The following is an 18,509-nucleotide window of genomic DNA, read 5'->3' as shown; positions in this document are numbered from 1 at the left end:
TCCCAAAACACCGCCCAAAGCCAAACCCGAAGCCGTCAAAACTTCGTCTCGGCGCGCAAACAAAACGCAGACCTCCGCCCAACCCAACAAACTTTCGGAAAGCCTGAAAGCTGCCAAAGCCCTGCAGAAAGACGAAGAGAAAAAGGCCCGCCCCGAACATGTTGTCAACCTAATCAACGACACCATGTGGCTGTTCGGCCTGGTGGTTACGATTTATCTGGCGATTTCGCTGCTAAGCTTCGACATGAACGATCCGGCTTGGTCGCGCAGCGTTGCGAATCAGGACACCGTGCAGAACTTCGGCGGCTTATTCGGCGCCTATGTGTCGGACATCGGCTATTACCTGTTCGGCCTGTCTTTCTGGTGGTGGATTATCGCCTCGGGCATGTTCCTCTACAAAAACTTCCGTCCGCTGCAAAAACTGGAAAACCACAAGCCCTACAATCACGGCGTCGCGGCCTTGGCCTTGTTTCTGCTGTTGCTGTGCAGCCCGGTTTTGGAACACTTCGCCTTTGATGCCGCTCTGAACGATTCGCTCCCGGTAGGTGCCGGCGGCTTGATCGGCGCATTTGCAGGCTCGGGCTTGGGCTGGCTGCTGGGCAAATCAGGCAGCCTGCTGATTATGTTCGTCGTTTTACTGTTGGCGATTTCTTTGCTGGCCCAAGTTTCATGGTTGGAAGTCTTGGCCAAAACCGGTCACAATGCCGAGAAAAACCTGCAAAACCTGAAACAGAAAATCACGGATAAGAAACCGCCCAGACCCGACGACGTGACCGATTTACGCGATGCCAAAACCGCGCGCCGCCTGTTGAAAGAAGCCAAAAACATTACGGCCGAGCCGGTGAAGCTCATCGAAGGCAGCAGCAGCAACCGCAAAACCGTTGCCGTTTCCGTCGCCCCTCCGCCCAAAATCCAAACTTCGCTGTTTGACGATGACAACCAGCCGCAGGCTGCCGGCGAATACCACAAGCCTGCCGTCAGCCTGCTGCGTATCCCCGAGCACCGGCCCGTTACCGTGGATCCCGACGTCTTGCAGCAAACCGCCGAACGCATCGAATCCAAACTGGCCGAATTCGGCATCGGCGTGCAAGTGGTTTCCGCCACCGCCGGCCCCGTCATCACCCGTTTCGAAATCGAACCGGCGCAAGGCGTGAAAGGCAGCCAGATTGTCGGTTTGGCCAAAGATCTGGCGCGCTCGATGTCGTTGCAGGCAGTACGCGTGGTGGAAACCATCGCCGGAAAAAACACCATGGGCATCGAGTTGCCCAATGCACACCGCCAAGACGTGATGCTGAGCGAGATTTTGTCTTCACCGGTCTTTACCGAGGCCAAATCCAAACTCACCGTCGCCTTGGGCAAAGACATTTCCGGCAACCCCGTGGTCGGCGATTTGGCCAAAATGCCGCATTTATTGGTAGCGGGCATGACCGGTTCGGGCAAATCCGTCGGCGTCAACGGCATGATTATGTCTATGCTGTATAAGGCCACACCGGATGAAGTCCGCTTCATCATGATTGACCCGAAAATGCTGGAACTGAGCATTTACGACGGCATCCCGCACCTGCTCTGCCCTGTCGTGACCGATATGCGCGAGGCCGGACAAGCCCTCAACTGGTGCGTCGCAGAGATGGAAAAACGCTACCGTCTGCTCTCCCACGCCGGCGTGCGCAATCTTGAAGGCTTCAACCAAAAAATCGAACAGGCCAAAGCATCGGGCAAACCGCTGCTGAACCCGTTCAGCCTCAATCCGGACGACCCCGAGCCGCTGGAAAAACTGCCGCTGATCGTGCTGGTCATTGACGAACTGGCCGACCTGATGATGACCGAACGAAAATCCGTCGAGCAGCAAATCGCCCGTTTGGCACAAAAAGCCCGTGCCGCAGGGATTCATATGATTGTGGCAACCCAGCGTCCGAGCGTCGATGTCGTCACCGGTCTGATTAAAGCCAACATTCCGACCCGCATGGCCTTTACCGTGCAAAGCAAAATCGACAGCCGTACCATTCTTGACCAAATGGGGGCGGACGAATTGCTGAAATACGGCGATTCCCTGTTCCTGCAGCCGGGCAGCGCGGAGCCGACCCGCGTGCAAGGTGCTTTTGTTTCTGATGAAGAAGTGCACAAAGTCGTTGCCCACGTCAAAGAACAAGCCCCGGCCAACTATATCGAGGGTCTGCTTACCGGCGAAGCAGCAATGGAAACCACCAATATCGTCAATCCGAATGCCGACAGCGACGAATTGTTCGACCAAGCCGTTGCCTTCGTTTTAGACAGCAAAAAAACCTCGATTTCCGCCTTGCAACGCCAACTGCGCATCGGCTACAACCGTGCCGCCAACCTGATGGAAGCGTTGGAAAACGCCGGCGTAGTCACACCTGCCGACATCAGCGGCAACCGTCGGATTCTGGCACAAAAAGACCAACTTTGATGATGCCGCCTTAAGGCCGTCTGAAACGGGAACCTGACCGGTTGACTGTTTTCAGACGGCCTTTGCAGGAAGAGATGCCTAATTTTTTAGATAAGGAACGGCCGATTTAAGCCCGACGAACCATCAGGCTTCCCCCCCCTCTCCATTCGGATTACTTATCGATCAAAAATCAAATGTGCGGACTGCCATCACCCCATATCCGAGCAATCCGGCAGCATAAACACCTCCGCTGATTCCCCGTTTTACTGCTTCAATCATACAGGCCGTCTGAAATCATCACTTTCAGACGGCCTTACTGCCTGAGTCCTTTACGAAACCTTCGATTTAAGCATAGTTGAAAACTAGAACACGTAGAAAATACAGGCATATTACCCGGACAGGCAGACTTTTAAGCAACGACCCACGGGGAAAGGTGCCGAAGACAGGGATTTTGCAAAGGTCTGCGCCCATTATTCAAACATTGTGATATACTAGTCGGCTGAATTTTATCCCTTTTGCAACGAAACAGCCGGCGGCTGCCGATTATCGTTTTGCCGCTTTTCAAAGCAAATCAAGCAAACGGGCATTATCATTAACCAACACAATATTTTAAGGGCTTACGATGAGCGTAACTGTAGAAACTTTAGAAAACTTGGAACGCAAAGTAATTTTGTCTCTGCCTTGGGCCGACATTAACGCAGAAACCGACAAACGTCTGAAACAAACACAACGCCGCGTCAAAATCGACGGTTTCCGCCCGGGCAAAGCCCCGTTAAAAATGGTTGCGCAAATGTATGGCGCAAGCGCGCAAAATGATGTGATGAACGAATTGGTCCAACGCGCATTCTACGACGTCGCCGTCAGCGAAAACCTGAAAGTGGCCGGTTTTCCGCGTTTCGAGGGTGTTGAAGAACAAGACGATAAAGAAGCTTTCAAAATCGCCGCCGTTTTCGAAGTGTTCCCTGAAGTCGTGATTGGCGACTTATCCGCTCAAGAAGTCGAAAAAGTAACCGCTGCCGTCGGTGACGAAGAAGTTGAAAAAACCGTCGAAATCCTGCGTAAGCAACGTACCCGCTACAACCATGTCGAGCGCGAAGCGAAAAACGACGACCGTGTGATTATCGATTTCGAAGGCAAAATCGACGGCGAATTGTTTGAAGGCGGCTCTTCCAAAAACTACGCGTTCGTATTGGGCGCAGGCCAAATGCTGCCTGAATTCGAAGCGGGCGTAGTCGGTTTGAAAGCCGGCGAAAGCAAAGATGTCGAAGTCAACTTCCCTGCCGACTACCACGGCCAAGATGTCGCCGGTAAAACCGCTGTGTTCACCATCACCCTGAACAATGTTTCCGAGCCGACTTTGCCGGAAGTGGACGAGCAATTTGCCAAAGCATTGGGCATTGAAGACGGCGATGTCGCCAAAATGCGCGAAGAAGTGAAGAAAAACGTCAGCCGCGAAGTAGAACGCCGCGTTCAGGATCAAACCAAAGACTCTGTAATGGAAGCCTTGCTGAAAGCTGCTGACTTGCAGGTGCCTGCGGCTTTGGTGAGCGAAGAAGCCGCCCGCCTGGCCAATGAAATGAAACAAAACTTTGTCAACCAAGGCATGGCCGATGCCGCTAACTTGGATCTGCCTGCCGACATGTTCAAAGAACAAGCCGAACGCCGTGTGGCTTTGGGCTTGATTTTGGCCAAAGTGGTCGAAGAAAACAAACTGGAACCGACCGAAGAGCAAATCAAAGCCGTTGTCGCCAACTTCGCCGAAAGCTACGAAGATCCGCAAGAAGTCATCGATTGGTATTATGCCGACGAAAGCCGCTTGCAAGGTCCGACTTCATTGGCGGTTGAAAGCAATGTCGTCGATTTCGTATTGGGCAAAGCCAAAGTCACCGAAAAAACCTTGTCATTCGACGAAGTAATGGGTGCACAAGCCTGATATGCCGTCTGAAACATGACGATACTCAAAGCACTGAAGCGGCGCACAGCGCGCTTTGGTGCTTTTGTTTATCGGTTTCACTCGGTTGAAATACCGGCTGTCCGGCACTATATAAAAGAAATGTTTTCATTTCCATATCATCTACTTACAGGAAAAGTCCGCATGACTCCAGACATCCAAAACTATCTTGTTCCCACCGTTATCGAACAAAGCGGCCGCGGCGAACGCGCATTCGACATTTATTCCCGTCTGCTGAAAGAGCGCATCGTATTTTTAGTCGGCCCCGTGACCGATGAATCGGCCAATTTGGTCGTGGCGCAATTATTGTTCTTAGAAAGCGAAAATCCGGATAAGGATATTTACTTCTACATCAATTCTCCGGGCGGTTCGGTAACAGCCGGCATGTCGATTTACGACACCATGAACTTTATCAAACCCGACGTATCGACCTTATGCCTGGGTCAGGCCGCAAGCATGGGGGCGTTTTTGCTTTCCGCCGGCACCAAAGGCAAACGCTTTGCTCTGCCGAACAGCCGCGTCATGATTCACCAGCCTTTAATCAGCGGCGGATTGTCCGGTCAAGCCTCGGATATTGAAATTCACGCCAAAGAATTGTTGAAACTGAAGCAGAAATTAAACGTTTTGCTTGCCAAACACTGCAACCGCGATTTGGCCGATTTGGAACGCGACACCGACCGCGATAACTATATGTCGGCAGAAGAAGCCAAAGCTTATGGTTTGATTGACCAGGTCTTGGAAAGCCGCGATTCTCTGACAGCGGAAGCCAAATAAACCGCAGCCGTCAGCATAAAGACCGCAGGCCGTCTGAAAGAGGCCGTCTGAAATTTCAGACGGCCTTTCCATTTTCTTCCAAACTCAACACGCCGTTATCCATCCGCCAAATCTCCTGTCCCAACACTTCGGCATCGGCTCGGTCGTGCGTAATCAAAATCATCGGCACACCTGCCGCCTGCTGCAAAGCCAGCACTTCGCGGCGCGTGTGTTCGCGCAATTGCGTATCCAATGCGGAAAACGGCTCGTCTAACAGCAGCAGTTTCGGTTCGGTAACCAGCATCCGCGCCAAGGCAGTACGCTGTTTTTGCCCGCCCGAAATTTGATGGGGATAATGACCGGCAATATGTGTTAATTCAAGCAAATCCAACCAATACCGCACCTTTTCAGACGGCCTCTTACTCGGATTCCGCCAGCCCCGCAGCAAGCCGAATTCGATATTCTGCGCCATGGTCAGATGCGGGAACAACGCATAGTCTTGGAACAGCAAACCGGCCTTACGCGCCTGTGCGCTCAGCTTTGTACGGCTGTCCCACCAAGTTTCCTCATTGATGCGGATATGTCCGCCGTCGGGATTCGCCAATCCTGCCAAGAGTTGCAGCGTCAGGCTTTTTCCCGAACCGGATGCGCCTAAAATTACAATACGCTGCGCATCGGATTGCAGGGTCACATTCAAATCAAATGCCGGCAGTTTTTTGTGCAATTCAATATCAAACAGCATTATTTTCTCCCGCCTTTCACACGCATCAAATGCCCTGCCGCCAGCAAAACCGCCATGCACACTGCCGACACCAGCACCACCAAACCGTTGGCCGACGCATCATCCCCGGCCTGAACCGCCTCGTAAATCGCAATCGACACAGTCTGCGTCTGCCCCGGAATACTGCCGGCAATCATCAACGTGGCACCGAATTCGCCCAACGCGCGCGCAAACGCCAGCAGGATACCGGCCAAAATGCCGCGCCACGCCAAAGGCAGGCTGACGCGGAAAAACACCGCCGCTTCGCTCAAGCCCAACACCCGCGCGGCTTGTTCCAACTGCGGATTCACTTCTTCAAACGCCGCACGCGCCGGTTTGAAAATCAGCGGAAAAGTGACCGCCATCGCCGCAATCACCGCGCCCTGCCAGGTAAAAATCAGGTTGATGCCGAACGTGTCTTTCAGCCACACACCGAATGCGCTGTTGCGGCCGAACGCCACCAAAAGATAATAGCCCAATACCGTCGGCGGCAGCACCATCGGCAGGGTCAGCAGCGTATCCAGCAAATTACGCCCGACAAAACGCCACCGCGCCAAGGCAAAGCCGACGGCAATGGCAAACACCGTATTCAATGCCGTCGCGGTGGCGGCGATTTTGAGCGAGAGCAGTAAAGTAGTCAGCAAGGTTTCATTCATAAAATCTGAAGGCCGTCTGAAAATACGGAACACTTTTTTAACAGGCCGCGTGCGGAAAATACGCGGCCGAATATCCCAACCGCCATTGACCGCGCAACGGAATCTGCGCCCTCGGCGGCTTTTCCGGCTATCTGCAAAAACGGTTCCGAACAGTTTGAACATTATCGGGAAAATCGAAAAATCCGATTAGGCCGTCTGAAAAGTTTTCAGACGGCCTGAGCAGTTGTCCGCCGTTCATCTACGGCTTTTTAAACCCGTAACGGCTCAAGACCTGCTGCCCCTGCGCCGACAATACATACTGCACAAAACGCCTGGCCTCTGCCGCCTGCCCTGTGGTTTTGCTTACCGCAATCGGATACGACACCGCATTCTGCGTCGGCACCGCAGCCAGAACCTTTACCTTGTCTTTCATCAAAACGGCATCGGTACGGTACACAAAACCGGCATCCACTTCGCCGCGTGCGATGTAATCCAGCGACTGGCGCACGTTTTGCGTGGTGATGATTTTCGGCTGAAGACCCGCCCACAAACCCGCCTTTTCCAGCGCGGCTTTGGCATAGCGGCCTGCCGGTACGCCGGCAGGATTGCCGATTGCGATGCGCCCGAAACGGCTGCCCTGCAAATCGGAGAGTTTGGCCATGCTCAATGCGCTGTTTTTCGGCGCGGCAACCACCAAGCCGTTCAGGGCGAAGGTTTTGCGCGTGTTCGGGTCAATCACGCCTCTCTGCTGCGCCTGATTCATGGTGTTTTCATCGGCAAAGGCCAATACGTCCACCGGTGCGCCCTGTACGGCCTGTTGCAGCAACGCGCCTGATCCGGCGGTGTTCAGCCTGATTTTACTTTGCGGATACTGCTTGTGATATTGCGTGATGATGCCGTTGAATGCGTCTTTCAGGCTGGCGGCGGCGGACACGGTAATTTCGGCCGCGCAAATCTGAGACGACAACAAAACGGTTGATAAAAATAAGCAAGCGGTTTTCATGCAGACATTCCTGCCGGTAAACGAAAGCGTTGTTTTATCATTTCTCATTAACCACTTTTATAGTTACAAAGAATTAATTCGTTCGGATAAATCTCCGACAGGCCGTCTGAAAATCAATGCGTGTATAATGCGCCCTCTTAATATCGAAATGTTTTTCCGCCATGCCCGCTTCTCCCCGCCAAGAATTTTTCCGAGGTATCAAAGACTGCTCCCCCATGCTCATCGGCCTGTTGCCGTGGGCGGTGATTTTGGGCGTACAGGGCGGGCAAAAAGGCATGAGTTGGCTGGAAATGATGCTGATGACGGGCATGAATTTCGCCGGCGGTTCCGAATTTGCCGCGGTGGATTTATGGAAACATCCGCTGCCGATTCTGCTGATTGCCACGGTGACGTTTATGATTAACTCGCGCCATATCCTGATGGGCGCGGCCTATGCGCCGTATATGAAAAACGCGCCGATGAAAAAAGTATTGCCGTCGCTGTTTTTCATGTGCGACGAATCATGGGCATTGGGTTTGGCCGATGCACAAAAGCGCAAAGCGGCCGGCTTGAGCGGCTTTAATTTTGCCTATTACGGCGGAACCTGTTTCACCATGTACACCACCTGGATTCTGTTTGCCACGCTGGGCGCGGCCATCGGCCCGATGTTCGGCGACGTGGCCGCATGGGGCTTCGGTATGGCGTTTCCGGCGGTGTTTCTGGTCATCATGCGCGGCTTGTGGAAAGGCTTTGCGGCGGCGCGGCCTTGGTTTGTCAGCCTGATTGTGGCAGGCATCACCTGCCTGAGTGTTGACGGCGCATGGTATGTACCGGCGGGCGCATTGTCCGGCCTGCTCACGGCGTATTTTCTGGGGGAACAAAAATGATTTCTTCCGATTCCTTCCTGCTCTTTTGCGCCATGCTGGGCGTGACCTATTCCACCCGCCTCATCGGTTTTTTCGCCCTGCGCAACCGTACTTTGAGCAAACGCGCCCAAGCCGTGATGGAAGCCGCACCGGGCTGCGTATTGATTTCGGTGATTGCACCCTATTTCGTTTCCGACAAACCGCACGAACTCATTGCCATTGCCTTGACCGTCTTGGCGGCCAGCCGCTTTTCCATGCTGGTAACGGTCGTCATCGGCGTGGCTTCGTCGGGCATACTCGGTTATTTGATGCGGTAACGGCATCCCCTGTCGGCAGATTTGGCGCATTGGTGTACACTACACATAACCTTGTTCACAATCCGTTTTTACCCGAAAGGACGATTCAGATGGCCTATCAAGAAACCTATCAAAAATGGTTGGATTTCGCAGACATGCCCGGCTTCTTGAAACAGGAGCTGCTGGCGATGGACGAAAAAACCAAAGAAGACGCATTCTACGCGCCGCTGGAATTCGGTACCGCCGGTATGCGTGGCGTCATCGGCGCGGGTATCAACCGCATCAACCGCTATGTCGTGCGCCAAGCCACCGAAGGTTTTGCGCAGCTGATTGCCTCTAAGGGCGAAGCCGCCAAATCCGCCGGCGTGGTCATCGCTTATGATTCGCGCCATTTCTCGCAGGAATTCGCGTTCGACTCCGCCGCACAATTGGCGCAACACGGCATTCAGGCCTATGTGTTCGAATCGCTCCGTCCGACACCCGAATTATCCTTCGCCGTGCGCGAACTCAAAGCCGCAGGCGGCATCATGATGACCGCCAGCCACAATCCGGCCGAATTCAACGGCTACAAGGTTTACGGCGAAGACGGCGGCCAACTGTCGCCTGACGATGCCGCCGCGCTGACCAAGCTCATCCGTGCCGTGGAAGACCCGTTTGCGGTCGAAGTGGCCGATTTCGAAACAGCGCGCAACGAGGGCAAAATCAAAGTCTTGGGCGCAGAGATGGACGAAAAATACCTTGCCGCCGTCAAAACCGTCACCATCAATCCCGAATTAATCCGCGAATACGGCAAAGACCTGAAAATCGTCTATACCCCGCTGCACGGCACCGGCGAAATGCCGGTCAGCCGCGCCTTGCAGCAGGCCGGTTTCGAGTCGTTCGAACTGGTGGAAGAGCAGGTCGTCGCCGATCCGGATTTCTCTACCGCCCCGTCGCCGAACCCCGAAAGCCAGGCCGCCTTTGCCTTAGCGGAAAAACTGGGTGCAAAAGTCGGCGCAGACCTGCTGCTCGGCACCGACCCCGATGCCGACCGACTGGGTGCGGAAATCCGCCAGGCCGACGGCTCGTACCTGACGCTGACCGGCAACCAAATCGGCGCGGTCATGGCCAAATACATTTTGGAAGCGCACAAACAGGCAGGAACCCTGCCCGCTAACGGTGCCGTCTGCAAATCCATCGTATCCACCGAACTAGTCGGCAAAATCGCCGAAAGCTACGGCGTAACCGTGTTTAACGTCTTGACCGGCTTCAAATTTGTGGCCGAAAAAATTGCCGAATTCGAGCAAAGCGGCAGCCATGCCTATCTTTTCGGCTTTGAAGAAAGCAACGGCTACTTAATCAAACCGTTCGCCCGCGACAAAGATTCGGTGCAGGCCGCCGTCATGTTTGCCGAAATCGCCGCCTACTACCGTTCGCGCGGCATGACGCTGGCCGACGGGCTGGACGAAATCTACCGCGAATACGGCTATTATTTCGACAAACCGGTTTCCATCACCATGACCGGCATCGACGGCGCGGCGGAAATCAAAGCCATTATGGACAAATTCCGTGCCGCCGCACCGAAACAGTTCAACGGCACCGAAGTCGTCAAAACCGAAGACTTCCAAGCGCAAACCGCCACCGCTTCAGACGGCAGCGTTACCGCGCTCAACACTTCGCCGAGCAACGTGTTGAAATACTATCTGACCGACGGCTCATGGGTGGCCGTGCGCCCGTCGGGAACCGAGCCGAAAATCAAGTTCTACATTTCCGCCGTCGGCAGCAGCATGGATGAAGCCGAAGCGAAATTCAAAGAAATCGATAAAGAAATCAAAGCGTTTATTGCCTGATTGATTTTTCTGGAATGAGGCCGTCTGAAAAACAGGTTTTCAGACGGCCTCGCTGTTTGGAATAAATCATACGGTATTTTTAGAAGACCGTTGCTTTCTCTCTACCGCAAGCCTATCATTCATACCGCAGGATATGTCTCCTTTCGTTTCGGACGTTGGAGCTTTGGCTGAAAATGATTCAGATATTGCCGATTGAGAATACTTCTGCAAAGAACGGTGCATCAATTGCACCGTTCTTTTATTGACGGCTGTGTTGAAGGTTTTGCCCTGTTTTAAAATTCCCACAATTTTTCAGACGGCCTCAAACAAATCCCGTATAATGCCGTCTGAAATATTTTCCCAAGTAAAACAATGGCAAACCAACGACTCATCTACGGCTTCCACGCCGTCAACGCCCGCTTGTGGCAAAACCCGAAATCCATTACCGAACTCTACGTCCAAGAAGGCAGAAACGACGCACGCACGCGCGAAGTGTTGGAAAAAGCCGCCGCCGAAAACGTGCGCCTGCATTTTGCCGATGCCAGCCGTCTCGACACCATCGCCAAAGGCGCGCGCCATCAAGGCGTGGTCGGCTTTATCGACGCTTCCAAAAACCATGTCCACTTGGAAGACGTACTGGAAAACCTGCGCGAACCGGCCTTTCTGCTGGTGCTCGACGGCATCACCGATCCGCACAATCTCGGCGCGTGCCTGCGTACCGCCGACGCGATGGGCGTTCATGCCGTGATTGCGCCGAAAGACAAAAGCGCGGGCCTGAACGCCACCGTGAGCAAAGTCGCCTGCGGCGCGGCGGAAACCGTGCCCTACATTACCGTCACCAACCTGGCGCGCACCCTGCGCGAGCTGAAGGAATACGGCATTTGGATCGTCGGTACCGACATGGGCGGCCAATCCGACCTGTATCACACCGACCTGCCCGAAAGCGTGGCGTGGGTGATGGGCAACGAAGGCGAAGGCATGCGCCGCCTGACGCGCGAACATTGCGACATGCTGGTGTCGATTCCGATGTTCGGCACGGTGGAAAGCATGAACGTGTCCGTGTCCGCCGGCATGGTGTTGAGCGAAACCCGCCGCCAGCGCGTGATAAAAGCGGAAGGTAAGTAACGGTTTAAAAGGCCGTCTGAAAAATATTTCAGACGACCTTTCGATTTCCGCCAACCCTATTCTTTAACCGACAACACATACCGCGTTTCAAACGCCTGCGTTTCCCCTGCCTTCAACGTTTTCAAACCCAAACCATTATTGAAACAGTCGGGCGCGCCGCTGAGGTTTTCCAGCGCAACCGAATCGCGTTCGTCCGGAATATAGATTTGCAGATAGGGATAGCTTTCGTCGGGATAAAGCTCGAGCCGCAAGGCATTATTTTCCAAAACACAGGCCGCCCGATTGAAAGCGGCCAACACAAAACTGTTATCCAACTCAATCCCCTGCAAACTTGAAGCCGTCTGAAAACGGGTATCCTCCAAGATTTTGCCGTTTGCCACCAAATCTTCGTCAAATGCCAAACGCTGCGTGCTGTTGAGCGTCATCCGCCAATCGTCAACCCTGCCGCCGAGCGTGAAATACGGATGCCAGCCGTCGGCTATCGGCATGGCGGTTTGGCCGGTATTCGTAACGCGCGTAGTGATGTTCAGGCCGTCTGAATCGAGACGGTAAACCACGTTCATGCGGTAGGCAAACGGATAACCGCTGTCGTCCCGACGGTAATCCGCCGCCAGTTCCACCCAGGCCGACTGCGCGTCCGCGCCGCTTCCGGCCACTTCAAAATCATGGTCGTACATCATGCCGTGCGCCGCATGGCCCGCTGCTTGAAACTTGCCCTCAAGCCGGTAATCCCGTCCACCGAAACGGTATCGCCCGTGCCGCACGCGGCAGGCAAACGGGCTGAGCTTCGCGCTGAAAAAACCGTCGGTCAACGTCTCGCGGCATTGCTGCGGCGAAGCGTAGCCTTTGACGGCGTTGAACCCAGTACCGTCGGGCAGCATGATTTCATAGCGGTTGAGCAGGCCGCCGTGCAGATAAATTTCCGCGCGAAGGCGGTTGCCGTGCAAAACCACGGTTTCGGCTGACAAATCAATAGAAAACATTTTCCGGTTTCCTCACAACAGATAAATGCCGTCTGAAAACCGAATCCACGGATTTTTCAGACGGCATGTTTTTAAACCCATCCCTTACGAACGCTTGCGGCGGTATTCGCCCGGCAGCAGCATGTCCGCCCATTTCATGATGTTGGCGACTTCGGCAGCATTCAGTTCATAAAACTGGCCACGTTTCAGGCGGTTCGGCAGACCAATCGGCCCGAAACCCACGCGCACCAAGCGGCTCACGGTCAAGCCTTGGCTTTCGAAAATGCGGCGCACTTCGCGGTTGCGGCCTTCTTTAATCACCACGCTGTACCATTTGTTCATGCCCTCGCCGCCCTGTTCCCAAATGCGTTCGACTTTCGCCAAACCGTCTTCCAGCATCACGCCCTCTTCGGTCAGCATCCGCATCTGCTCGGTCGTCAGGGAACCCAACACGCGTACGGCGTATTCGCGCTCCACTTCAAAACTCGGGTGGGCAAACCGCTGCACCAACTCGCCCGAAGTCGTCAGAATCAAAAGGCCGCTGGTGTTGATGTCCAAACGTCCGATGGCCACCCAGCGGCTGCTGGCGGCCTGCGGCAGACGGTCGAAAATGCTCACGCGGCCTTGCGGATCGTCGCGCGACACGATTTCGCCCTCCTGTTTGTAATACAGGATAATGCGCGGCAGACGGTCGGCCCATTTGAGCTTGATGATGTTGCCCTTCACGGTAACGTGATCGTCGGGCGTTACTTTTTCGCCCAATTCCGCAACGCGGCCGTTGACCGTTACCCAGCCGTTGGTAATCCATTCCTCCATCTCGCGGCGCGAACCCACGCCCGAAGCGGCCAAAACCTTTTGCAGACGCTCCGGCTCGAAGCGGGACAAATCGCTGCGGCGTTCTTTCAAATCGCGCGCGTGTTCCATGATTTTCTGGTTCGGATTGCGCACCACCAGTTTTTTCGCTTTGACCGCACGCTGTTTAGGCGCGCGTCTGCCCTGTTCCGCTGCGGCTTGGTCGCGGAAACCTGATTTTGCCGTTCGGCCTGCGTTCAGGCCGTCTGAAACCGCTGCGCCGCGTCCGCGGCGGCCTTTGGATTCGGTTTCTTGGGATTTGGGTTTGAAGCCCGATTCGGCTTTGGGTCTGCTTTTGAATAACACGCTTTTTTTGACGGGCTTTTTGGCGGCGGTTGACGCACCGTCGCGCCATTCGCGTTTGCTGGTCGGCTGTTTGGCCATAAGATTCTCCTAACGCGTTGATTTTTTTATAGCGGAATAAAATCAGAAAACTACGGCCTTGGCTGCGCCCGTACTGTCTTCGGCTTGCCGCCTTGTATTTTTCTGATTTTATTCCACCATGAAACAACGGTTCTTCTGCGGCGTTTGCGGCAGGGGTTGACGATAAGGACGTGAGGCCGTCTGAAAACTTTTCGGCTTTCAGACGGCCTGTGACATGAAACAGGATTTTACCCTATTTTATTGAATCTGTATCGGTTTTTCGGCAGACAGGCCGTCTGAAACCGAATCCGCATTCAAGGCGACAGGCGTTCTTTTATCCATGCGCCGTTTTCCAGGCGGTATTGGATACGGTCGTGCAACCGGCTCGGCCGCCCCTGCCAAAATTCGATGCGGTCGGGAATCACGATATAGCCCCCCCAATGCGGCGGACGCGGAACGTGCAGCGGATGGCGTGCGCCGACGGCGGCGGCTTTGGCCACCAGCGCGGCTTTGCTGCCCAAAACTTCGCTCTGTTCGCTCGCCCACGCCCCGATGCGGCTGGTGTAGGGGCGGCTGTCGAAATATTCGTCGGAAGTGGCTTCGGCCAACTTTTCAATCCGTCCTTCGATGCGCACTTGGCGTTCCAATTCCGGCCAGAAAAACGTCAGCGCGGCAAACGGATTGGCTTCAAACGACCGCCCTTTGCGGCTGTGGTAATTGGTAAAGAAAACAAAGCCCTGCGCGTTCACTTCCTTGAGCAGAACCACGCGGCTGTTCGGCCGCCCGTCTGCGGCCACGGCGGCCACGTTTACCGCCGTCGGCTCGTTCACTTCCGACTTGATGGCTTCGTTAAGCCATTGTTCGAACTGGACAATCGGGTCGGCATGGCATTCCTGCTCCGACAGTTCGCGTTTGCTGTAATCCTCGCGGATATTGTGCAGATCCATGATGGTTCTCCTGAAAAGGTTTGGAACATCATACCCCTGTTTTTCAGACGGCCTCAAGTCTTAAGCGGCGGTTTCACGCTATAATGCCGTCTGAAAAAATGTTCCGTTGAAATGAGAAAAACCATGCAAACCGAAGTAGAACTGAAAATCTTAAATCCGAAAATGGCCGGTTCCCTGCCCGCCTACGCCACGCCCGGTTCCGCCGGCTTGGACTTACGCGCGTGTCTGGACGAGGCGGTGACGCTTCAGCCGGGCGAAACTTATCTGGTGCCGACCGGCTTGGCCGTGCACCTGGCCAACCCCGCCTACGCCGCCGTATTGCTGCCGCGCTCCGGCCTCGGCCACAAACACGGCATCGTGTTGGGCAACCTCGTCGGCCTGATTGACTCGGATTATCAGGGCGAATTGAAAGTGTCGCTGTGGAACCGCAGCCAAACCGCGTTCACCATCGAACCGATGGAACGCATCGCGCAGATGGTCATCGTGCCCGTGGTTCAGGCGGCGTTCAAAGTGGTGGACGAATTTGCCGAAAGCGAACGCGGCGAAGGCGGATTCGGCAGCACGGGCAAGGCTTAAGCTGCTAAATCGGAAAGGCCGTCTGAAAATCCGAACGGGTTTCAGACGGCCTTTTCTGTTTTAAAACGCTCAACCGTCGCCGCGCTCGAGCAGCATCAGCATCATCGCGGCGTTCAACACCAGCACGTCATCTCTCTCATCCGCCGCAGCCAGTTTGTCCAAGCTGAATTTGCGCTCGAAAAACGACGGTTCTTTTTTCAGGCGGTACACTTCCCGACCGTCGGGTGCGGTGAGCGCGTAAGTCGGGTTGAGGAAATAGCCCGTCAGCGCGCCAAGCAGCGGAATTTCGCCGATTAAGCCGTTGACCAGAGCCACCATCGGGTTGGTTTCGTGCAGGCGGTAAACTTCACGTCCTTCCGCGTCAAACAGCACATAGCTGGTTTTCCACAACGATTTCATGCCGTGGCGTTGGGTTTTACCGATGACCGTGCCGTCTGAAGTGCGCACGGTATAAACCGCGTTGAAATCGATAATGCGGTCGGCCTTAATGGTGTAAAGCTCGGTTTTGTCGCTGCTGCTGCGGAAAATCTGCACCGACTCTTTGATTTTGAAAATCTTCTGCCGCGTGTAGGCGATTTCCTTGCCGTCGGCATCGAACACGGAAAAATCGTTCGACGGCGTGAAGATTTTGAATTGGAAATTCAGGGGGAAACGGATGTTCTGCATAAACACTTTCTTGTCAAAAAATCCGCCTGAAAGCAGGAAAAGTTTCAGACGGCCTTAGTGTTCCAAAAATTACAAGGACTTGATTCGGCTCCACAAGGTCCGGATTGCGCCGCCGTAATAATCGCTCGAGGTGCAGAACGAGGCTTCGATCGCGCATTGACCCTGCGTGCCGAATTTTTTGGCGCATTGGTTCAGCGCGGTTTGGTGGAGGCTTTTAAACAGCGGCGAGCTGATGACGACCACGTTTTCCGTCGTCATGCGCTGGTGCGCGCGCGGATAGGCCACGGCGGCGCAGGTGTTTTGCAGCGGCATCACCGATTGGCAGCCGGTGGCTTGGTCGGCCTGCACCCCGGCCAATGCGTCCTGCCCGCGGCAATAGGCGGCCAGCTCGTTGGCGGCTTCAACCTGGTTAAGGTTTTCGCGGGTGGTTTTGATGCGCAACCCGTCGCTGCTGTCGGCCGGGTTCTGCCAAAACGCCAAATAACCGTAACTGTCGGCGGCTTGGGCGGTAACGGCCAGGGCGCAAAGGGCGAATGCTGAGAGGATTTTCTTCATGGCGGTTCCCAATGATTTTTGTCGGATTCATTATAAAGCAAAAAGGCCGTCTGAACGTGATTATGGGTTCAGACGGCCTACTTTCAATCCGTTTGCGTTTATTTCAGCCTGAACGGGATACCCTATTCCGGCTCGCGGCCTGAATACCGTTTTCAGACGGCCTTACGCCGCATGGCGGTGGTAGTGTCGCAAAGCGTGTTCTTTCCTGCGTCCACTGGAGAATGCCGACACGCGTTTGAGGTAGCCGATGACGCGCGTGCCGTGGTCGATGTCGTGCGAGCCGCAGGCGGAACAGGCGTTGAGGGTGCGTTTGTCGATGTGGCCGCAGCCGTTGCAGATGGTAATGCGCACGTTGACGCAGAAGTAGTTGCAGCCGGTTTGCGCGGCGATGTCGAGCAGCGAACGGTAACCGCTTTCGGGCAGGGCTTCGTCGAGGTTCAGGTGCAGGGCGGAACCGCCGTCGAGCCAGTCGACCAGTTCTCTGCCGTGCAGCAGGAATTTATCGAGCGCGTTGGTTGCTTCGTCTTCCACCACATAAAAATAGGAGTTGTAGCAGTCGCGGCTGACTTGGTAGCCGTCGGCTTTGTCCCATTTGGCGTTTTTCACGCCGAGGTTTTCGGCGGGCACGAATTCGGTGTTGAACTTCACGCCGTAATGCCGGCTGGCGGCTTGGTTGGCCTCGAAAATGGTTTTCAGACGGCCTTGCACGAACTGCACATAGTCTTCGTTGTAACCGACTTTGATGCCGTGGAATTCGGCGGCTTCGGCCATGCCGTTGATGCCGATGGTCAGGAACTGTTTATCCAGCGTGATGAACCCTGCGTCGTACACGGGCAGCATTCCGACGGCTTGGTATTCCTCCATCAGCTTGCGGTAGGCGTATTGGTATTGATGGATTTTGGCAACTTCGGCGGCCAAATCGCGGCCGTCCTGCTCCAGGCGGTTCATGTTGATGGTGATGACGTTAATCGAACCGGTGGCCACGCCGCCCGCGCCGAGCGTGTAGGAGAAGGTGCGGTCTTCGATGGCGTTGCGCAGGCGGCAGCATGAAGCCAGCGAGTCGGGATTGTCAGAAAGGTAAACGAAAAACGAATTGCCGTCTGAAAGCTCTTTCGCCATGTCGTCGGCAAACGCGGTGTCTTTGCATTTGCCGTTTTCGGTGAGCATGGCGGCGGTCACCACGGGGAAGGTCAGTACGGCTTTGCTGCGTTCGCGGTTGAACCATTGCAGGAAGAAAAGTTGCAGTTTTTCAACGCCTTCCCAATCGGGTTTGGAAAAATCGGGGAACACGAAATCGCCGAACATCGCCTCGAAATAGTGGCGGTCGTACACGGAAATGTTCCAAAACACGCTCTGATAACCGCGCGCGGCGGCGGGCTGGTTGATGCTGTACACCACCTGCTGAAAGTGGTTGGCGATTTCGTCGGCATGGGTTTCCAGATAATTTTCGCCGAAATCGCGGCGGGCGAAATGGTCGAAATAAGTGAGAAACTCCACCGTCGCCACCGCACCGGCAAACTGCGCGCTCACGGCGAACACGAGATTCACAAACGAGCCGCAAAACGAAGCCAGATGCTGCGGCGCTTTCGATTCGCCGCCGAGTTTGGTCAGGCCGTCGAGCAGAAACGGATACAGCGTCAGCGACACGCAGTAAGGCTTCAGGCTGGTTTCGTCGTGCACATAAATCTCGTGCGCCTCGATTTGGCGGATGTATTCGGCCGCCGTCTCCGCACCGAACAGCTCGCCGATTTTGCGCGAAACCTGCGCGCGGTTGACCTGAACGAAGAAATCCTTCATCAGCTCCGCTTCCATCGTAGCGATGTTTTTCTGGGTAACGTTGGCGTTCGCGTCCATTTTCGAGCCGTCGGCCGCGTTGTGCGCCGAGATGTAGTCGCGCATGAAATCGAGTTTGCCGTTTAACTGTTCGGGATGCAGCCGAATCATGGTGTTCTCCTGAGGTAATCGGGTTGGGGATGGTTGGTAGGAAATTGGGTATTGCAGGGAA

General features: G+C 54.8%; 17 protein-coding genes. 8 read left to right on the top strand and 9 right to left on the bottom strand.

The window, feature by feature from the left end; all coding sequences use genetic code 11:
• The first annotated feature begins 103 nt into the window (after nt 1-103).
• From ACM67E_RS03835 to clpP, 3 genes are all read left to right on the top strand, one after another.
• Nucleotides 104-2,428: a DNA translocase FtsK gene (locus ACM67E_RS03835; protein ID WP_416192732.1), complete on the top strand. Its 2,325-nt coding sequence runs from the start codon at nt 104-106 to the stop codon at nt 2,426-2,428.
• Nucleotides 2,429-3,029: 601 nt separating this feature from the next.
• On the top strand, nt 3,030-4,340 hold the full coding sequence (tig, locus tag ACM67E_RS03830) for a trigger factor (RefSeq protein ID WP_416192291.1): 1,311 nt from the start codon (nt 3,030-3,032) through the stop codon (nt 4,338-4,340).
• Nucleotides 4,341-4,502: 162 nt separating this feature from the next.
• Nucleotides 4,503-5,132: an ATP-dependent Clp endopeptidase proteolytic subunit ClpP gene (gene clpP / locus ACM67E_RS03825; protein WP_416192290.1), complete on the top strand. Its 630-nt coding sequence runs from the start codon at nt 4,503-4,505 to the stop codon at nt 5,130-5,132.
• A gap of 55 nt (nt 5,133-5,187) precedes the next feature.
• Here the strand turns inward: clpP and ACM67E_RS03820 are convergent, their stop codons facing one another.
• The 3 genes from ACM67E_RS03820 to modA all read right to left on the bottom strand — a co-directional run bounded on the left by ACM67E_RS03820 (nt 5,188) and on the right by modA (nt 7,509).
• Nucleotides 5,188-5,853, bottom strand: coding sequence for an ABC transporter ATP-binding protein (locus ACM67E_RS03820; RefSeq protein ID WP_416192289.1), 666 nt, complete (start codon nt 5,851-5,853; stop codon nt 5,188-5,190).
• Nucleotides 5,853-6,527 carry a molybdate ABC transporter permease subunit gene (gene modB / locus ACM67E_RS03815; protein ID WP_416192288.1) on the bottom strand — a complete coding sequence of 225 codons (675 nt, stop codon included), beginning with the start codon at nt 6,525-6,527 and terminating at the stop codon, nt 5,853-5,855. Before modB ends, ACM67E_RS03820 begins: the two co-directional genes overlap by 1 nt.
• A gap of 238 nt (nt 6,528-6,765) precedes the next feature.
• Complete coding sequence (gene modA, locus ACM67E_RS03810) at nt 6,766-7,509, bottom strand: molybdate ABC transporter substrate-binding protein (protein ID WP_416192287.1); 744 nt, start codon at nt 7,507-7,509, stop codon at nt 6,766-6,768.
• A gap of 161 nt (nt 7,510-7,670) precedes the next feature.
• On the opposite strand from modA, the gene ACM67E_RS03805 reads away from it, so the two are divergent.
• The 4 genes from ACM67E_RS03805 (at nt 7,671) to rlmB (ending at nt 11,583) form a co-directional block, all read left to right on the top strand.
• Nucleotides 7,671-8,375, top strand: coding sequence for an AzlC family ABC transporter permease (locus ACM67E_RS03805; protein ID WP_416192286.1), 705 nt, complete (start codon nt 7,671-7,673; stop codon nt 8,373-8,375).
• Entirely contained in the window at nt 8,372-8,671 is a 300-nt protein-coding gene (locus ACM67E_RS03800) for an AzlD family protein (protein ID WP_416192285.1), read from the top strand. The genes ACM67E_RS03805 and ACM67E_RS03800 overlap by 4 nt, the downstream gene beginning before the upstream one ends.
• An 89-nt stretch (nt 8,672-8,760) precedes the next feature.
• Nucleotides 8,761-10,479, top strand: coding sequence for a phospho-sugar mutase (locus ACM67E_RS03795; RefSeq protein ID WP_416192284.1), 1,719 nt, complete (start codon nt 8,761-8,763; stop codon nt 10,477-10,479).
• Nucleotides 10,480-10,830: 351 nt separating this feature from the next.
• Nucleotides 10,831-11,583, top strand: coding sequence for a 23S rRNA (guanosine(2251)-2'-O)-methyltransferase RlmB (gene rlmB, locus ACM67E_RS03790; protein ID WP_416192283.1), 753 nt, complete (start codon nt 10,831-10,833; stop codon nt 11,581-11,583).
• Between the two features lie 56 nt (nt 11,584-11,639).
• Here rlmB and ACM67E_RS03785 read toward each other — a convergent pair whose 3' ends face one another.
• From ACM67E_RS03785 to pdxH, 3 genes are all read right to left on the bottom strand, one after another.
• The gene (locus ACM67E_RS03785) at nt 11,640-12,566 is read right to left on the bottom strand and encodes an aldose 1-epimerase (protein WP_416192282.1); all 927 of its coding nucleotides are present in this window, start codon (nt 12,564-12,566) and stop codon (nt 11,640-11,642) included.
• Between the two features lie 84 nt (nt 12,567-12,650).
• The gene (locus tag ACM67E_RS03780; RefSeq protein WP_416192281.1) at nt 12,651-13,781 is read right to left on the bottom strand and encodes a pseudouridine synthase; all 1,131 of its coding nucleotides are present in this window, start codon (nt 13,779-13,781) and stop codon (nt 12,651-12,653) included.
• A gap of 293 nt (nt 13,782-14,074) precedes the next feature.
• Nucleotides 14,075-14,707 (bottom strand): pyridoxamine 5'-phosphate oxidase, encoded by a 633-nt coding sequence (gene pdxH / locus ACM67E_RS03775; RefSeq protein ID WP_416192280.1) that lies wholly within the window; start codon nt 14,705-14,707, stop codon nt 14,075-14,077.
• Nucleotides 14,708-14,830: 123 nt separating this feature from the next.
• On the opposite strand from pdxH, the gene dut reads away from it, so the two are divergent.
• Nucleotides 14,831-15,283, top strand: a complete 453-nt coding sequence (gene dut, locus ACM67E_RS03770) for a dUTP diphosphatase (RefSeq protein ID WP_416192279.1) — start codon at nt 14,831-14,833, stop codon at nt 15,281-15,283.
• A gap of 69 nt (nt 15,284-15,352) precedes the next feature.
• Here the strand turns inward: dut and ACM67E_RS03765 are convergent, their stop codons facing one another.
• From ACM67E_RS03765 to nrdD, 3 genes are all read right to left on the bottom strand, one after another.
• Nucleotides 15,353-15,949, bottom strand: coding sequence for a hypothetical protein (locus ACM67E_RS03765; protein WP_416192278.1), 597 nt, complete (start codon nt 15,947-15,949; stop codon nt 15,353-15,355).
• Nucleotides 15,950-16,018: 69 nt separating this feature from the next.
• Nucleotides 16,019-16,504 (bottom strand): DUF4189 domain-containing protein, encoded by a 486-nt coding sequence (locus ACM67E_RS03760; RefSeq protein WP_416192277.1) that lies wholly within the window; start codon nt 16,502-16,504, stop codon nt 16,019-16,021.
• Nucleotides 16,505-16,666: 162 nt separating this feature from the next.
• Nucleotides 16,667-18,448, bottom strand: coding sequence for an anaerobic ribonucleoside-triphosphate reductase (gene nrdD / locus ACM67E_RS03755; protein ID WP_416192276.1), 1,782 nt, complete (start codon nt 18,446-18,448; stop codon nt 16,667-16,669).
• Nucleotides 18,449-18,509 lie beyond the last annotated feature (61 nt).

The sequence above is a fragment of the Neisseria sp. CCUG12390 genome (assembly GCF_047837985.1).
Classification (GTDB): Bacteria; Pseudomonadota; Gammaproteobacteria; order Burkholderiales; family Neisseriaceae; genus Neisseria.
Note: the sequence above shows the minus strand (reverse complement) of the source record. Positions and strands in the feature narration are given on the sequence as shown.